At 65.1% G+C, this 17,191-nt stretch carries 11 protein-coding genes and 1 pseudogene; 1 reads left to right on the forward strand and 11 read right to left on the reverse strand.

The window, feature by feature from the left end:
- Positions 1 to 301: 301 nt before the first annotated feature.
- Entirely contained in the window at positions 302 to 2,131 is a 1,830-nt protein-coding gene (locus ACJJVR_RS10540; protein WP_405404349.1) for a family 16 glycosylhydrolase, read from the forward strand.
- A gap of 1,642 nt (positions 2,132 to 3,773) precedes the next feature.
- Here ACJJVR_RS10540 and ACJJVR_RS10545 read toward each other — a convergent pair.
- The 11 genes and pseudogenes from ACJJVR_RS10545 to ACJJVR_RS10595 all read right to left on the reverse strand — a co-directional run bounded on the left by ACJJVR_RS10545 (position 3,774) and on the right by ACJJVR_RS10595 (position 17,133).
- Positions 3,774 to 4,274: a CYTH domain-containing protein gene (locus ACJJVR_RS10545; RefSeq protein ID WP_405404351.1), complete on the reverse strand. Its 501-nt coding sequence runs from the start codon at positions 4,272 to 4,274 to the stop codon at positions 3,774 to 3,776.
- On the reverse strand, positions 4,271 to 5,035 hold the full coding sequence (locus ACJJVR_RS10550; RefSeq protein WP_405404352.1) for a ParA family protein: 765 nt from the start codon (positions 5,033 to 5,035) through the stop codon (positions 4,271 to 4,273). Before ACJJVR_RS10550 ends, ACJJVR_RS10545 begins: the two co-directional genes overlap by 4 nt.
- A 1-nt stretch (position 5,036) precedes the next feature.
- A complete protein-coding gene (locus ACJJVR_RS10555; RefSeq protein WP_405404354.1) occupies positions 5,037 to 6,551 on the reverse strand; it encodes a CHAD domain-containing protein in 1,515 nt (504 codons plus the stop codon).
- 161 nt (positions 6,552 to 6,712) lie between these two features.
- The gene (locus tag ACJJVR_RS10560; RefSeq protein WP_405404356.1) at positions 6,713 to 7,639 is read right to left on the reverse strand and encodes an endonuclease/exonuclease/phosphatase family protein; all 927 of its coding nucleotides are present in this window, start codon (positions 7,637 to 7,639) and stop codon (positions 6,713 to 6,715) included.
- A 642-nt stretch (positions 7,640 to 8,281) separates the two neighbouring features.
- A pseudogene (locus ACJJVR_RS10565) lies at positions 8,282 to 9,469 on the reverse strand (IS3 family transposase).
- Positions 9,470 to 10,120: 651 nt separating this feature from the next.
- Positions 10,121 to 10,756: an ATP-binding cassette domain-containing protein gene (locus tag ACJJVR_RS10570; protein WP_405404358.1), complete on the reverse strand. Its 636-nt coding sequence runs from the start codon at positions 10,754 to 10,756 to the stop codon at positions 10,121 to 10,123.
- On the reverse strand, positions 10,753 to 12,456 hold the full coding sequence (locus ACJJVR_RS10575; RefSeq protein ID WP_405404359.1) for an ABC transporter permease: 1,704 nt from the start codon (positions 12,454 to 12,456) through the stop codon (positions 10,753 to 10,755). The genes ACJJVR_RS10570 and ACJJVR_RS10575 overlap by 4 nt, the downstream gene beginning before the upstream one ends.
- Positions 12,432 to 13,619: an ABC transporter substrate-binding protein gene (locus tag ACJJVR_RS10580; RefSeq protein ID WP_405404360.1), complete on the reverse strand. Its 1,188-nt coding sequence runs from the start codon at positions 13,617 to 13,619 to the stop codon at positions 12,432 to 12,434. Before ACJJVR_RS10580 ends, ACJJVR_RS10575 begins: the two co-directional genes overlap by 25 nt.
- A gap of 23 nt (positions 13,620 to 13,642) precedes the next feature.
- Complete coding sequence (locus tag ACJJVR_RS10585) at positions 13,643 to 14,248, reverse strand: CDP-alcohol phosphatidyltransferase family protein (RefSeq protein ID WP_405404361.1); 606 nt, start codon at positions 14,246 to 14,248, stop codon at positions 13,643 to 13,645.
- Entirely contained in the window at positions 14,245 to 16,395 is a 2,151-nt protein-coding gene (locus ACJJVR_RS10590) for an FAD-dependent oxidoreductase (RefSeq protein ID WP_405404362.1), read from the reverse strand. Before ACJJVR_RS10590 ends, ACJJVR_RS10585 begins: the two co-directional genes overlap by 4 nt.
- Positions 16,396 to 16,464: 69 nt before the next feature.
- A complete protein-coding gene (locus ACJJVR_RS10595; RefSeq protein WP_405404364.1) occupies positions 16,465 to 17,133 on the reverse strand; it encodes a TetR/AcrR family transcriptional regulator in 669 nt (222 codons plus the stop codon).
- Positions 17,134 to 17,191: the final 58 nt, after the last annotated feature.

Raw genomic sequence — 17,191 nt, forward strand, 5'->3', positions numbered from 1 at the left:
CGGACAGTGACAGCCAATTCAACGGGGATGAATGTGAACCGTGGATGGACTGGCAGGATGACGGGCGACCCCATGTTCGGACGCGGCGCACGCACCGACGAACATGCGCTCGACGTGTCCTGCTAAAGCCGCGCTGCCACCCTGTTTGTGCAGAACGGCAATTCATGAATAATTTACTTTTGAACCGTATCAATGAACAAAACGATCATCGACCGTTCCTTTGCGCCGGTCGCAAGGCCGTGTTCTGCTGATACATTCCGGACCATAACCGCTTCTACAGCCATATAAGGCCAGCCCTACAATGCCCCTGGCTCTCAGTTCCATCCTGCCTGCACTGGACCTGCACATGCTTGGCGAACGGCATACGGACGACAGTTGGGTGATCTCCGACTGGACAGCCGGTCAGTCGAACATCATGCAATGGTCGGACGACAATGTGCGCATTGGTCAAGACCGTGCGATCGAACTGTCGCTTGGCCGTTCTCCTGCGGGGGCATCCCGTCCGTATCAGGGCGGCGAGATCCAGGGAACAGAGGTCGCGACCACCGGCACATGGGGATGGACCGCACAGGCGCCGGAAATGGTCTCCGGGGCCGTGTTCGGGATGTTCACCTACAGGGCGGACTGGGCGAACCAGCCCTGGGTGGAGTTCGACTTTGAGTTCGTCGGGGCGGATACGACACAGGTCCACCTGGCGATCCATATGGAAGACGCCGCCGGAAATCACATCACCTTCAATGATAACGGCCTGCGCAAATCGGTCATCGACCTTGGATTTGACGCATCCGAAGGATTTCACACCTACGAAGTCACGGTCACTGACAACGCTGCCATTTTTTATGTCGACGGGCGCGTCGTCGCGCGGTTTACCAGCGCAGACATGCCCGGAGGCATCTGGAACATCGGTCCGATGACAAGCTATGTCGATTTGTGGGCTGCCGCACCGGCGCAGGAAAGCTGGTCCGGACGATGGGTCGATCCCGGGGAACCCCTGGTCGCCAGAGTGGCAGGCGCGGAAATCAGGGCCGGTGAGTACGACAGCAGCTTTGTGTCTGTCCCGGGCCCAAGTGTCCCTGTCTCCCCCGCCGACGCAATTTCGGACACTTTCAGGGGCACCGTGGGTGCTGACCTGCTGAGAGGAAACGCAGCCGACAACACCATCTTCGGACTGTCCGGAAACGATACGATCAACGGATTGGGCGGCGCCGACACGATGTACGGCATGGCGGGTGACGACGTCTATGTCATCGACAATCGTGGCGATGTCATTGTCGAGACGTCGAATGGTGGCCGGGATGCCGTCTATGCTTTCGTATCCTATGAACTTGCCAACAACGTCGAAGCACTTGTTCTTGGCGGAACCGCCCATATTCACGGCATCGGCAACGATCTGGCCAATCGCCTGACCGGCAATGCCTCGAACAATGTTCTGCGTGGCGCAGGCGGCGCGGACACGATCTTTGGAGGCGGTGGTGGTGACATGCTGTTCGGCGGCACGGGAAACGACGTGCTGTACGGCGGTGCTGGCAACGATCTGCTGAGCGGGGGCTTTGGAAACGATACCCTGGATGGTGGGGCCGGCACGGACTGGGTGTCGTTCATGGGTGCAAATTGGGCTGCACGGGTTGATCTGGCCTTGGTCGGGCCACAGTTCACGTGGCACGGTCGGGACGTCATCCGGAACGTCGAATTCATTCATGGAGGCACGAGGAACGATGTCCTGCTGGGAAATGCCCAAGCGAACCTGATCCGTGGGGGATTCGGGTCCGATTTCATCCATGGCAGGCAGGGCAACGATCGGCTGGAAGGCGGTGCCGGAAACGACACCCTGAATGGCGGCAACGGAAGCGACACGCTGGACGGCGGAGTCGGGTGGGATATGCTGAGAGGCGGTCTGGGAAGCGACCTCTTCGTCTTTCGGGATGGCGCCAAACGGGACACCATTCTGGATTTTCAGGACAACATCGACACTATCCGGATCGCTGATTTCGGCATCTCGAATTTTGCGCAGGCACGCGCCCATGCAACGCAGGGTGGTCCTGACGTTGTCTTTGATTTCGGGGACGGTGACATCCTGACGGTGCGCAATTCGACGATCGCCATGTTGAGTGATGATCTGATCTTTGCTTGATATCATCGGCCGGTGACTTGGTATTGCGCGCAAGATGCACTGCGTCGATGATGTGTGCCCCATCGGGCTCTTCGGCATGGCGTGAAACGACAATCAGTCACCACGGCTGAGCACAGAAATTCACTGGCCAAGGGCAACCGCCATGCCCCGTCCTGCATATATTGTCCGAACAACGCCGTGGCCTGTGTCACATCGCAGACTGGCCGACGGTATCCTGTCACCGCTGCACGAACCCCAATGCTTGCGACACGGTCGAACCCTCGTCAGGCCCTCACAGCGTGGCATTCGCACCTGATAAAAGTGCCCCGGCAACACTGCCGGTCCATGCGCCGGGACCCGATTTTATCATCGGACGACGTCGCAAACGGCGTTACCGAGCGGCTGTCTGAATCAACTCCTACGGGACCGGCTCTGGTCATCGGCACCGGAATCTGGCTGGACAGGTCGCAGTGATGCCAAACGGGGGCAAACCGCGCCGGACGGGGGTCATCACATCGTGTGACCGCCACCTGCAGACTATATTGCCACACGAACAGACCCCTGGCCCGCACTGGACGCCAGGGCACATGACGCGGCCACGCTATAAGCCCGGTGTCGCGCCACCCTGCGCCGGCGATCGGTTTTTGACACGACACACCATACCATTGCCCAACGATTGACCATCAGGCAGGCCACAAGATGGTCGGATCGAACGCCCCCAATCCAGAATCTTGCGCGCGTGCCCCAGTGATGAACCGTTTCCAACTGGTCGTGATCCTGCCACATGTTGCAGCCTGTGAATCAAAACAGACTATGACCGGCGCCTTGGTTGCCGGAGGTCGTACCGGTCCTTCGGTGGTCGATTTTCGTGATCAACCGGCCATGGCCTGTTTGGCACCAACACCGACCCGGAGCCCGTGCATCCACTGTCCGCCCCTGAGATCGGGTCGAAAAATACGGCACCCCGAGGAACAATGTTCGTTTCACGCCCCATGCTTGCGACATCACGCTGGCAGTCCAGCCCATATGATATCAATAAAATTGCGGCAAAAGCGTCCTCGGGGTGCATCACGACGACACCGCCCTCATCGACAAAGCCCACTGTTTGTTCGACCGCGCCATGGTCTGGAAATCGCGCGCGTTATGATGGGCGGACATCTGCGTTCCGCCGCCGCGCGGCACCATCGTGAAACATACAGAAGGCGGCCATTCGCGGGCACCGGGTGATGCAGGGCCCGGTGCCCGCGACATATGTGACCCCACGGGCGCGGGTCTTTCACGTCACAGATGCGCGGCAGGGCACCCGCGTCGGTTTCCTGCCTGGCGGTGCGTCACGGACACATCAGCCGGACGTGAACCGCCCTGGGTTCTGGATCGCCGGGACCGAGGGGAAGGGCAATGCCTTGGCTGCCCCAACCTTCATGGCACTCCGGACAGTGCCACGTCACCCATGATCATCAATGTCGCCTGAGCCGCTGTCTGCGGCGCAGGCCTGCCCCGCGCGACGTGTCACGCGGCTATAGGCCCCGCGGATGGGGCGCGGACATTCGGTGCATGATGGGGGACCGCCGCCAACCAGCCGGCGACGTGCGCCACCCCAGGAGGGCAACACGTTTCGTGCAGCATGTCCAATTCCGACCGCGACCGCCATGTCGTGTCGTCGCTACGCCAACGGGTCTGGCAACTGAACCGGACCGGACAGCGCCAGCGACTTGTTGCGGAACCGTTTGTCCGTGCTGACCTCGCGTCCGAACCAGTCGGGTGGAACGAATGCGCCAGCCTGACCTTGGGACCGGAACTCGACCTCCACCATGATCAACGGGGCCAGGTCGTCCCCAAAAATGTCCAGCTCGAACATCAGGCCGTCGTGCAGGCTGCCGGTCCAACGGGTCTTGCAGATGCGGCGCCCGTCCGTCTGTGGCCACAGCGCGTCGAACTGTGCCGCATCGATCGCGACCTCGCGTTCTGTGCGCACGATTCCTTCACCGGATTTCAGGCACAGCACAAAGCGGTCATCCGTCTGGCGCAGCCTGACCTCGACCGAATCGGTGGGCAAGGTGACATAGCCCTGGCGCAAAAGCGATCGCGTCGCCTCCGACAGATCGGGCATCGTGGCGACCAGAAACTTGCGTTCGATCTCCAGGGGGGCGGTCATCGGGGTCATGCTGTCTGCAATCTGTCGCAAAGCTCTGCGTGGATCTGGCGGTATGCCCGCGAAGACGGACGGTCGGGCGCGAAATCAAGAACCGGTGCGCGGTGCACACCCATGCGTTCGACATCGGTCGCAAAAGGCAGGACAGCCCGCAACATGCGGTCCGGATGCACCTCGCGCATGCGCGCCATCGTATCGCCATGCAACAGCTTGTTGCGCTGGACCATCGAGAAGAACCCGACGATGCGATCGCGGGCCGACGTATCCTTGGCACCGCCCCCGCCGACGAAATCCAGGAGCTGTTCAAACGTCCGTTCGGACAGGGTCGTGGGGATGACCGGCACCACGATCAGGTCTGCTGCCTTGAGCACGTTTTCCGACAGCATCGACAGGTTGGGCGGGCAATCCAGCACGATGACGTCGTATTCGCCACCCACGGCCTTGAGCATCTTCTTCAGGCGCGACCGGCTGTTCTTCATCTGGGACAGGAACACGTCGAAATCGCGAAAGCTGGAATTGGCGGGCAGGATGTCCAGGTTCTCGAAATCGCTGCCCCGAATAGCCTTGGCCACCTGATGTTCATCCTCGAAGAATGTCTCATTTTGCAGCTTGCTGGACGGCTTGACTCGGAAATAGAACCCGGCCGCCCCCTGCGGGTCCAGATCGCACAACAGGACGCGCGCGCCACCGCTGGCAAACGCATAGGCCAGATTGACCGAGGCGGCGGTTTTTCCCACGCCCCCCTTGTTGCTATAGCAGGCGACGATCTTCATCCTATTCCTCCTTGGGAAAAAGCGTGCGGAACCGCGCCCGGATGGCCGGGCTGTCGAAACAGGCGAAACTGGATGTAACCCGCGCCCGCTGTTCGGCCTGCCGGTCGTGCAGAACCGCGATCAGTGCCCCGATGCTTTGCGCCAGGATCAGATCCCGGCTGTGGCCGATCGGTTCGTGGTCCTGCATGAAATCATGCAGCGCGCCCTGTTGCACCGAATAGTCGTTGAACAGACCCAAATTATCCTGCAGCCGCTTGAGCGGCCTGAGCACCGGCTTGATGTCGCCGGGCGGCAGCAGGGGCGCGGTGAACTCCATCAGATAGCGCAGCTTTTTGCACGCGATGCGCAGTTCGTGGATGCGGTCGTCGGGGGTGTCGTCCGTGATCGTGCGCGCGATGCGACAGACCTTGCGGTATCTTTTGCGGATCAGCCCCCGTGCATAGGGTCCGAACGGCTGATCGGCCAGCGGCCCCTTGTCCGGACGGTCCGCTGTCCGGAACAGCGCCTGCAGGTCAGACATGGCATTGGCGTATTGGGCGCCGTTCAGACGGGCCGCCATCCTGCGTTGCGCAAGGCGGCGTTCCTTTTCGAACATCGCGAACATCAGGCTCAGCCCCGCGTGCAGCGACGTCGGGATCATGGCGAAATAATCGTCGCGGGCCAGCAGATAGACATCCAGATCCCGCAACCGTCCTGTCGGCGCCATCAGGTCCGATGCCGCCCGCTTCAGCATCTGGGTCTGGTCGTCGGAGTAGACGCCCTTGAACAGGCTGACGACCGACCGGACCTTGCGCAGGGCAACGCGGTGGTGATGCAGGAATTCGGTGTCGTGGTCAGCGATGACCCCGGCCTCGTTCCGGCGGGCCACGTCAAGATGGGCCGCGATGATGTCGCCCGCCACGGCCCATGCCGCCCTGTCATCCGTCAGCGGGATCGCGGGCTTTGCGACATGGGGCAACCGGTCTGGAAACAGCACCCGCGACGGCGTGGCAACCGGGGCGGCGCTGGCCTGCAGGTGATCGCGCAACACTGCCAGCGCGTCGTCATAACCGCGCACCCCCTGCACCGTCGCGACGGTCACGGGTGTCCCCGCGCCGGTGGGAACCAACGTCGTCAGCCGCGCGCGCGCCTGCGTCTTGCCGTCGTCATCCGTCAGGGACAGGTGATGGACGCATATCGTTCCCGACCCGATCAGCAGCAGGCTGCGCAGCGGCGACACACGGTGCAGGGCGGCCTTGACGGGCCCCGCCCGCATGTCGGACACGAATTTCACGGATCGGTCCACCGGCTGTGCGACCACGCCCTGATCCTGATCGATCAGGAACAGGGTCCGGCCGGTCTTGATCAACAGCTGCCCTGCCGTGCGGGTCGTTCCGTTGAAGTCGTCCAGCATGTCAAAGGGGCCATCGGCGTCGATACGGGTCACGCCAAGGTCCAACTCACCAAGCCGGGCCTGCAGGGTTTCGTCCACAGGTTTGCCTGCCAAAAGCACGACAGTCTTATCGGGCTGCGTCATGATTCCCCCCGTATCGGCATCATCGGCGGCACCCTGCCTGCGAAACGACACATCCTCAAGGTCCGGGCCGCCGCCGTGGCACGTCCAAGGATGCCGCCATGACCCTTTCGACGACCATGATGGCGCGGCACTGCACCGGCAGTCGATCGCGCGAACGAACCTCAGCGTTGACCGCAATTCCCCCGGCCGGGCGTCAGCTGCGCCAGCACCGGATAATGGTCCGACGGCCACTGTCCGCCGGGCCGTTGCCGCACAGCGACGGGCCGGTCCGTCAGGCCGGTGCCACAGTCATGCAGGACATGATCGATTGCGCCGAACAGGTTCAGTCCGCGGTTGAAATGAAAGCTGGACCCCCGTGCCGCTGTCAGCTGCAACCCGGCATCGGTCAGGATATCCACGGTTTTGCTGTCCGCCAACGCGTTCAGATCGCCCGCCAGCGCGACGTGGTCCCCGTCCTCCAGCCACGGGGCGATCCGCGCGGCGATCAACCGGGCCGATTGCAGGCGGTTCTGCCCACTGCGGAAATCCAGGTGCACGTTGACCACTCGCAATCTGGTGCCATCGCGACGATCCTGAAACCAGGCCCATGACGCAAACGCCGGAAATGACCCGTTGAACGTGCGGGAATAGATCACGTCCGGCGTGTCGGAAAAGAAGAACCAGCCTTGATCCAACAGCTGCAGGCGGTCGCGACGATACAGGATCGGCTGTGTTGAGGGAAATTGCTGCCAGTCGCCGCTGGCCGCCAGTCCGAACCGGGGCATCGCAGCCATCAGGTCGTCGCGCGCCAGATTGATCGACCCATCATCGCCACGCTGAAAGCTCTCCAGCTCCTGCAACGCGATCAGGTCGGCGTCCAGATCATCCAGCACCTGAACCATCGCCCCGCGGCGCTGCTGCCACCCTGCGACGGACCAGGGATCGTCGTCATCGGCATTCAGCAGGATGTAATGGGCGTTCATCGTCACGACGCGCAACGCGCCATCGGCCGGCGGCGGCACGGGGCCACCCCGCGCATTGCAGGCCGACACGGCCAAGACCAGCAGCAACAGTCCGATGGCCATGATAACGGGGGATAGAATGCGCATGGCCCATGCGTCACCGGATCGCCACCCATGTCAACCACAGGCAACCGCGCATGCGGCGCCGGTCACGGTGTTGTCATGCGGCACCCACGCTGATGCCAGCGAGCACGGCATGCGAATGGGCGCGCACCGGGGCACGGCCGACCGGACAGGCATGCACGGGATGTTCTGTCGCCGCTGACAACAGGGCCGTTGGAAACCGCAATTTCGCCTGACATCCGCTGGCAGAGCATCGCGGCTGACTTGCCCTTGAACCGGAGGATGTCGCAGGGCACATCATTCGTGAACGCTCGTTCACCGTCTGGCTTGGACCGGACGCGCCGGTTGGCTTGACCTGACAGGTCAATCACAAGCGATCAATCGGGTGGTGGTGGATCTGGACGTGCCGATCCCCCGAGCATCCAAAGCCCTACGCTTTGATCCATCGAGCCGACGTCGCCTCCCTTGCCGAACAGCACAAGCCGGGCTGACGCCGACAACCCGGAAGGTGTGCGAAACGCATATGCACCTGTGCCATGGCAAAGAATTCGTCCCTCTCCGTCAAAAGGTCTGCCTGTTCGGCTTACCCTCTTTACGAAGGGTAACTTTCTCAGCATTGACGCCAAGAGCCCATGGCGAGCTGCCTTTGATGTCGTGGACAACAGGTCAAGCTGGCGGGGTGCGTGTCTCGATCTCCATCGCGCTGCGGTGGTCCGGTTTCGAATGGCGGCGCCGTGGATTGTCAAAGCGGTCGAAGTCGTCGAGGACATCGGCGCGGGCTTCGTTCCCGGTGCGATACACCGTGCGGACTGTCCGTTCGGACTTCGGCGTTGAAATGAAACCGTCCTGCGCCGATCTCGTCATGATCTCTCGGGCCAGTGGCGTTCCGATAAGTCGATCCCAGACATTGCCGGCCCCGCTCATCAGGCATGTGATCTGGTTGTCCGCCAGCAGGCGCGGACCCTGCTCGCTTTTGTATGTGGATCCCCGGTCGGAACGATGAAGGCGCGCATCAGCCTTCTCTCGGCGCCAGACCGCCATCATCAGGGCATCCGTGATCCGTGGCGCATTGCGATCTCCCTTCATGGACCAGACCTGTCGCGCGGCGGCAAAACAGGTTTAGAACGACCGCGACATACAGCCAGCCCTCAGCGGTCCAGATGTCTGTGAAATCAGCCAGCCATTCTTGATTTGACCGCCATGCCTGGAAATCCCGCATCAGGTCTCGCCGGTTCACTCGAACCGGTGGCGATCACCGGCTCAATGTCGGCAATGGCCAGGCGTTCGCCACGTCCATGGGCTTGCCACGCTGCCGAGGCCGCGTGCCAAAGGCATTGCGTCTCATCAACCGCTCGATCCGGTGCAGTCTGCAGGCCGGTCCTTATTACCGAACAACGCGACGCGCGCCAAAGGTCCGATCGCTGTCATCGACGCTCGTTGCGATCGCCGTGACCAGTTTGGCATCATGGATCTCATGGGCGGTCGTCGGGTGATTAGGCAAGACGCAACCTCCAACGCCCTACAGAGCCGATCGACCGACCAGATATGCCGGTGCCTGGCAATGAAGACGACCCTCATGTCGCCCCGCGCGCAACGACAGCGGTGGACCAGTGTCCTTGGACCGATGGCGGATCATGGTCTCACCCGTCTTGACGATGCCACACTCGGCCAAAAGCCGGACGACCTCTTTCTTCAGGGCTGCGATATCGACCAGATCGGCACGCATCTGCCCGTTCCCGGAAAAGGCCGCAGCCGGGGCTGCACTCAGCTCCCTCATCCAGCGACATGGGCCACACCCTTGGGCAGCCCGAGGTCGCGTGCGGCCCATGACACCGCACCGCCCCGGTCGCTCATCAGCCTCACGGCCCCTGTCTTGAACTCACGGCAGAACTTTCGGCTCGTCCTATCCACGCTCCAGTTCCTTGGTCACGATCTTGTCGTCGCGTCCACGAAACCAGCCGCAGCTCAGTCAGACCATCTTGGGTCAACGCTATCGCGCTGACCGTTTTGATCCGCTGCCAACTGTCTGATGGCGATGACCCGGTTATCTGGCGCTCATGTGGTTGCAGATGGTGATGGAGCCACAGTCGCGCACCCACCAGACGCTTATCGATGTCATTCGAACGGGACCGGCTGCGAATGATTTCGCCAGACGCGGCACGATGGCGAACAGACATCGTCCGTGCTGCGCGCTTTGGTCTTCGGCCCGACGGTCACACGATCCGCAGTCGTGCCACCAGCCCCACGATCGGCGCGGGGATGGCAAAGGCGCGTCTGATCCACTTGCGGCCACAGGCACAGGTCGTTTCAGCCTGTGTCTGACCAACGACGCTGTCGTTGCGATGCGTCAGGCCAGCGCCACAAATGCGCGACTGGTCGAAACGCGTTTTCCCATGTGACGTCAGACCCGTGGGCTGTTTGCGCACCGGGAAAACCCTGCGCACACCGGCCGGCAGGCAGGTCGCCAACAGCGCTCATTGCGGAAAGACACGGTCTGCTGCGGGGTCAGGCCAGCACGACGACCGGACCGCCCGCGGCATCCGCGTCCTGGCGGTCATGTGTGACCAGCAGCGCCGGGATGGCGCTGCGTCGCACGGTTGAAAACACGAACTGCCGGATCTCATGGCGGCGATCCGGGTCGAGGCTGGAGAACGGCTCGTCCATCAGGACCGCGCGCGGGCGCGCCAGCAGCGTGCGCATCAGCGCCGCGCGGGCGCGCTGTCCCCCCGACAGGGTCGCCGGATCGCGGCCGCCCATCCCGGCCAGCCCCGCCTGATCCAGCGCGCGTGCCACGGCGTCATGACGCGCCGCCCGGCCGCGGATGTCGGGCGACAGACCAAAGGCCAGGTTGTCCGCAACCGACAGGTGCGGAAACATCACCGCATGCTGGAACATCACGCCGATGCCGCGCGCCTCGGCGGGCAGGTCGGTGACGTCGCGACCGTCCAGCATCACCCGGCCCGATACGTGAAACCCCCGCGCCAGATGACCGCCCACCGCATCCAGCAGCGTCGATTTCCCCACGCCCGACGGCCCCGTGACCGATATCACCTGCCCCGGCGCGATGCGCAGGTCCAGCGCCCCGAACAGGGCATCGCCCGCGGGCGTCAGGACGGACAGGCGGTCCAGGACCAAGGTCATGCGCCGTCTCCTCTCAGGTCCCGGCGGTTGCGATGGACTAGTGCGGGCAGGAGCAGCGCGGCCAGATAGACCAGCCACGGCAGCCCCGCCTGCAGGCTGGCATGGACCGCCGCGACCCGCCGGTCCGACCCCGATGACAGGGCGACCGCCTCGGTTGTCAGGGTGGCGATGCGGCCGCCGCCCAGAAACAGCGTCGGCAGGTATTGCGCGACCGATACCGCAAAACCCAATGCCGCCGCCAGCGACAGGGGCGCCAGCAGCACCGACAGCTTGACCCGCACCAGCCTGCGCCACGGACCCGCGCCAAGGGCTGCGGCCGCCCGGTCCAGCCGCGGGTCCAGCGCGGCCCAGGGCCCGGCCAGCGCGATCATCACCGACGGCAGGACGAACAGCAGATGGCCCCAGACGACCGCGATCGTCGGCGTGATGTCCGTGCGCAGCAGCAGACCCGACAGCCCGATCAGCACCGACAACTGCGGCAGCACCAGGGGCAGCGCCACCGCCGCGCGCATCCAGCCGCGCAGGCCGGGCCTGCCCGCACGGTCGCCCCCCTCCAGCCAGCCGATGGCCAGCGCCATCGCCAATCCCGTCGCCGCCAGCGCGATCCACAGCGTGCGCCACGCCGCACCCGGCCAGTCGCCGCCGTCCTGCCATGTCCGCAGGGTCAGGCGGTCCGGCCACGCATCCGGCCAACGCCACGAAAGCGCGACCGACCAGACGCCCAATGCCGCCAGCGACAGCAGCGCCAGCACGCCCAGCCCCATCAGCGCGACCACGGGCACGGTCAGCACCGCGTCCAACCGCCGCCCCCGCGCACCCCGCCGCAGCGCCCGGCGTGACAGCGCCCCGCACAGATGCGCGCCGCCCCACAGCATCGCGATGGCCAGCCCCGCCAGCCCCAGCTGCAACAGCGCCCCGGCGGATGCGGGCAGCAGCGCCCGCAGGTCGGGGTCGGTGAACAGGCGCGCGACCATCACCGCCAGCGTGGGCGGGTTCGACGGCCCCAGGATCAGTGCCATGTCCACGACCGACACCGAAAACGCCAGCACCACCATCACCGGCAGCCGGATCAGCGGCCACAGTTGCGGCGTCAGCAGCCACAGCCATACCGCCGCGCGCCCGTATCCCAACGCGCGCCCTGCCGCCATCTGTTGGCGGAGGGGGATCTGCGTCAGGGCGGCCAGCAGAACGACGGTCAGGAATGGCACCTCCTTGATGACCAGCCCCAGGGTCAGCGCCAGGCCCCAAGGGTCACCGACCGTCGCCAGATCGGGTGGCAGGCTCCAGCCCAGCAGCGGTGCCAGCCCCCGCGCGATCCACCCCGACGGTGCGATGACAAACGCCAGCCCGATGGCCACTGCGGCATGCGGCGCGGCCAGCAGCGGCGCCATGACCCGGCGCAGGGCGCCCCCCCGCCCCTGCAGCGCGGCCACCGCCCCCAGGGACAGCACCAGTGCGATCACCGTCGCGGCCATTCCGGTCCACAGCGACAGCGCCGCCGCCCGCCACAGTCCCGGCTGCGCCAGCAGCACCCGCCAGGCGTCCAGATCGGGGCCATGCACACCCAGCAAGGGCATGTGCCCGAACCCAGCAGCAATGCTGTGGACCAGCCCCAGCATCACCGGCAGGACAACCGTCGTGGCGATGACGGTGCCGCTCAGCAGGCGCAGCGTGATCACCGGGTATAGCGGCCTTGCCATGCGGTGGTCAGCCGGGTCATCCAGTCGGGATGCGGTTCGGGCAGGACCGGCCCAAGATCAGCCAGTGTCGGCAGCGCGGGTGCGGTGGGCAGGGCCGCGAATGCCGCCTGCCCCTCACCGTCCAGCCGCGCGGGGTCCAGAACGGAAAACGACCCCAGCACGGTGATGTCCTGCATGTGCGCCTGTATCGCAGGGTCCAGCAGCGCATCGGCCACGACCTTGGCCCCCGCCTGATGCGCCGCATTGAAGGGGATCGCCACAAAGCTGACATTGCCGATGCTGCCCGCCGCCGGCACATGCACGCGCACGCTGTCGGGCAGCTGGCCGTCTGCAATCGCCGCCGCCGCAGCGGCAGGGTCAAAGGACATGGCGACGTCGATTTCAGCATCGTTCAACATCTGCTGCTGGATGCTTTCGTTTTCGGGAAAGGACCGCCCGTCGCGCCAAAGATGCGGGCGCAGCGCGTCGTACCAGTCCCACAGGGGGGCCGCGGCGGCGTCAAAGCTGTCATCGGTCGGCGGCACCGACAGGTCGGTGCCCGGTGGGGCCAGTTCGATCAGGGCCTGTTTCAGAAAGGTCGCGCCCATGAAATTGGCCGGGTCCGGATGGGTGACGCGTCCCGGATGGGCGGCCGTCCAGTCGATCCATCCGGCCATGTCGGCGGGCGGCGCGGCAATGCGCGCGCTGTCGTACTGAAAGACGAACCGGGCCAGCCGCCACGGGCTTTCCAGCCCCTCGACCGGGACGGTGAAATCGACGCTGTTGGGCGAACTGTCGGACAGGTCCAGCCAGCGTGCGTTGGGCAGGTCCGCCACAAAGGGGCCGTGCAGCAGGCTCTGATCCTTCATCGCCAGAAAGTTCGGCCCGTTCAGCCAGACCAGATCGACCGACCCATCCGTGTCGCGCCCCGCCGCGCGTTCCGCCAGCACGCGCGCCACCGCATCGGCGGTATCCGCAATGCGGACGTGCTGCAGCGTGACACCGTGGCGTTCCAGGACCACATCCCCCACCCCGGCGATAAAGTCGTTGGTACGCTGATCGCCGCCCCAAGCGTGGAAATAGACGGTCTGGCCCCGCGCCTGATCCAGCACCTGTTGCCAGCCCTGGGCCGTGGCGGGGGTCATCGACAGCATCAGCGCCGCGGCGGAAAGGGTCAGTTTCATCGTCTTCTCCGGGTTTTGGGCGATCAGCGAAAGGCGGTCCAGCCCTGATGCCAGCGCAGGACGGTGGTGACGCCGCAGGCGGCGGCAAAGATCCAGGCCAGCAGCGGAAAGAACGCGGGGAACAGGCACATGGCCAGGAACAGGACGATCGTCTCGAATCCCTCGGTCAGGCCGCCCAGATAATAGATGCCCTTGGCTGGAAAGGCCGCCGCCTGATCGCCCCTGCGGGCGGCGACGGCGGCAAATGCCAGAAACGACGATCCGGTGCCAACAAAGGCCGCGATCAGCACCGCGGCAGGCAGCGCGTTCGCTGCCGGGTCGTTCAACGCGAACCCCACCGGCACCAGCGCATAGAACACGAAATCCAAGGCGATATCCAGAAACGCGCCCCGGTCGGTCGGCCCGTCGATGCGCGCCACCGCACCGTCCAGCCCGTCCATGACCCGGTTCGCGGCAATCAGCACCAGCGCCGCCGTCCACCACCCCAACGCCAGCGCGGCCACCCCCAACAGCCCCACGGCAAAGCCCGCGATGCTGATCGTGTCGGCGCCGATGCCACGACTGACCAGCATCTGGGCCGGGGGGCGCAATGCCGCGCGCTGCAGCGGTTGCAGACGGGCGTCGATCATCCGCGCCTCCATTCGTGGTAACGGGCAACCACGGCCAGCAGGCGGGGGTTCACATGCGCGCGCCGCCAGTTTCCGGCGACCGCCTTGTTCGCCTCGGCCCAGGTCGGATAGATGTGGATCGTGCCCAGCATCTTGTTCAGGCCAAGGCCGTGTTTCATGGCCAGAACGAACTCCGCGATCAGATCGCCCGCGTGATCGCCAACGATGGTGACGCCCAGAATGCGGTCCTTGCCCGGCGGGGTCAGCACCTTGACGAACCCGTGCGCGGCCCCGTCGGTGATGGCGCGGTCCAGTTCCGCCAGGTCATAGCGGGTGACCTCGACCGCGATGCCCTTTTCGTGGGCCTCGGCCTCGGACAGGCCGACGCGGGCCACCTCGGGGTCGGTAAATGTCGCCCAGGGGATCACCCGATAGTCGGCCTTGAACCGACGAAAGGTGCCGAACAGCGCATTGACGCTGGCGAACCAGGCCTGGTGGGACGCGACATGCGTGAACTGGAACGGCCCCGCGACGTCGCCCGCCGCCAGGATGTTCGGAAAGCGGGTTTCCAGATAGTCGTTCGTCTCGATGGTCCGGTCGCTGGCAATGCCCAGCTCTTCCAGGCCAAATCCCTGCAGGCGTGCGCTGCGGCCCACCGCGACGATGATCTGGTCAAAGGCAATGCGACGGGTCTGCCCGTCCTGTTCGACCTCGATCCACTTGCCGTCGCCGTCCACGCCGCAGGCCACGGCCTTGTGCCCGGTCAGGATCGACACGCCATCGGCCGTCAGAGACGCCGTGACCAGCGCCGCGGCATCGGGATCCTCGCGCATCATCAGCCGGGGGGACATCTCGATCTGCGTTACGCCGGAACCAAGCCGCGCGAATGCCTGCGCCAGTTCGCACCCGATCGGCCCGCCGCCCAGAACCACAAGGCGGGGCGGCGCGTGGTCATGGTCGGCCAGCCCCGACCACAGCGTGTCCGAGGTCAGCGGGTCCACCAGATCCAGCCCCGGCAGCGGCGGCATGAAGGGACGCGCACCGGTGGCGATGATGATCGCGCGCGTGGTCAGCCGTTGCTGGACACCCTGATCGTCGGTGATCTGCACGGTCCAGGGATCGATCATGCGGGCATGTCCCTTGAGGACTTCGACCCCCAGCCCGGTATAGCGTTCGACGCTGTCATGGGGGGCGATGTCGGCGATGACGCGATGGATTCGGGCCATGACCGACCGGAACGGAATGGCCGGGGTGGTGTCCGTCAGGCCGTACTGTCCGGCATGGCGCATCTGGTGCGCCAGCGTCGCACTGCGGATCAGGGCCTTGGACGGCACGCAGCCATAGTTCAGACAGTCGCCGCCCATCTCTCCGGCCTCGACCAAGGTCACCCGCGCCTTGGTGGCCGCCGCGATATAGGCCGAGACCAGCCCCGCCGAACCCGCCCCGATCACCACCAGGTTGCGGTCGAACCGCTTGGGCCGCGTCCAGCCGGCATAGACGCGGCGACGCCGGACCATGCCCACAATCGCGCGGGCAATCCACGGAAAGACGGCCAGCGCGGCAAACGACGCCAGCAGCGGCGGTGACACGATCCCCGACAGGCTGTCCAGACCGGCCAGCTGCGTGCCGGCATTCACATAGACGGCGGTGCCCACCAGCATGCCCACCTGACTGACCCAATAGAACGTCCAGGCCCGGATCGGGGTCAGCCCCATCAGCAGGTTCGTGGCAAAGAACGGCACCACCGGGATCAGCCGCAGCGAGAACAGATAGAAGGCCCCGTCGCGCGCCAGCCCGGCCTCGATGCCCTTGGCGCGGGCGCCCAACCGCGCCCGAACCCAATCGCGCAAAAGATAGCGCGACGCCAGAAAGGCCAGCGTGGCCCCGATGGCCGATGCAAAGGACACGATCAGCAGGCCCGTCCAGAACCCGAACAACGCCCCACCGGCCAGCGTCAGCCACAGGGCGATGGGCAACGACAATGCGGTCACCGCGACATAGGCCGCCAGAAACAGCGTCGCGACCAGGGCGGGCCGCTGTTGCTGGTAATCGCCTACCGCCGCCAGATGTCCGCGCAGTGATTGCACCGTCAGGTCCTGACCGCCCAGCAGCCAAAAGCCGGCCACGATCAGGGTTGCGAACACGATCAACAGAATGGGTCTGGTCACGGCAGGTCCTTTGTCTTGGTCCGCATAAGGGCGGACATCACCGGGCAGTTCGGTGGAATGTGCGGTGTGTTACACATCGTCGCAAACGATCCGGTCACGTCCCTGTGTTGCGTCACCTGTGGTGCCGCGCAGCGCCATCAGCGCCGCAACCGCGGCATGGCCCACCGGCAGCAGCATGTCCGCGCCCTGCCCCGACCGGGCCCGCGCCACGATGCCCCGCGCCATTGCGGCCGCCAGCGCCGCCGCAACGGATACCGGGCACGCGCCGTCATTGGGCCAGCCGTCCTGCGTCAGGCGTGCCGCCAGCCGCGCCTCCAGCGCATCCAGACGACGGTCGCGTTCCGCCCGAAAGCCCGCCGTCGTCACGGCCGCATCGCTCAGGACCGAGGAAATCATGCACCCCGGCGTATCGCTGTCGCTGCAGGCCAGATGCACGACCTGCGCAAAGAACGCGGCCATGTCCTCAGCCAGCGTGCCGTTCGGCCCCAGCGCCTCTATCACGGGGCGCATGCGCGTGCGCGCGTAATGCGCGACCGAGGCCAGAAACAGCCCCTCCTTGTCACCAAACAGGTTGTAAAGACTGGTGCGCGGCATGTTCGTCGCCCGACACAGCATGTCCACCGGTGCCTGATCGTACCCCCGTGCCCAGAACACCCGCATCGCGGCCTCCAGCGCGGTCGTATCGTCGAACCCACGCGGGCGCCCGCGTGGGCGGGAGGTGGAAGGGGTCAGGGCCATCGGGTCCTCGTGTCTTAAAACGTCCATCCCGGTTATGGGCGGAATCCTAGCAAAGAAA

It is taken from the genome of Paracoccus sp. Ld10 (genome assembly GCF_045064235.1).
Taxonomy (GTDB): domain Bacteria; phylum Pseudomonadota; class Alphaproteobacteria; order Rhodobacterales; family Rhodobacteraceae; genus Paracoccus.

Excerpts from the sequence above, each read along its gene's own strand:
- ACJJVR_RS10550 (WP_405404352.1), bottom strand. The coding sequence starts at position 5,035 with ATGAAGATCGTCGCCTGCTATAGCAACAAGGGGGGCGTGGGAAAAACC.
- ACJJVR_RS10595 (WP_405404364.1), bottom strand. The coding sequence starts at position 17,133 with ATGGCCCTGACCCCTTCCACCTCCCGCCCACGCGGGCGCCCGCGTGGG.
- ACJJVR_RS10560 (WP_405404356.1), bottom strand. The coding sequence starts at position 7,639 with ATGCGCATTCTATCCCCCGTTATCATGGCCATCGGACTGTTGCTGCTG.
- ACJJVR_RS10545 (WP_405404351.1), bottom strand. The coding sequence starts at position 4,274 with ATGACCCCGATGACCGCCCCCCTGGAGATCGAACGCAAGTTTCTGGTC.
- ACJJVR_RS10580 (WP_405404360.1), bottom strand. The coding sequence starts at position 13,619 with ATGAAACTGACCCTTTCCGCCGCGGCGCTGATGCTGTCGATGACCCCC.
- ACJJVR_RS10570 (WP_405404358.1), bottom strand. The coding sequence starts at position 10,756 with ATGACCTTGGTCCTGGACCGCCTGTCCGTCCTGACGCCCGCGGGCGAT.
- ACJJVR_RS10585 (WP_405404361.1), bottom strand. The coding sequence starts at position 14,248 with ATGATCGACGCCCGTCTGCAACCGCTGCAGCGCGCGGCATTGCGCCCC.
- ACJJVR_RS10575 (WP_405404359.1), bottom strand. The coding sequence starts at position 12,456 with ATGGCAAGGCCGCTATACCCGGTGATCACGCTGCGCCTGCTGAGCGGC.
- ACJJVR_RS10555 (WP_405404354.1), bottom strand. The coding sequence starts at position 6,551 with ATGACGCAGCCCGATAAGACTGTCGTGCTTTTGGCAGGCAAACCTGTG.
- ACJJVR_RS10540 (WP_405404349.1), top strand. The coding sequence starts at position 302 with ATGCCCCTGGCTCTCAGTTCCATCCTGCCTGCACTGGACCTGCACATG.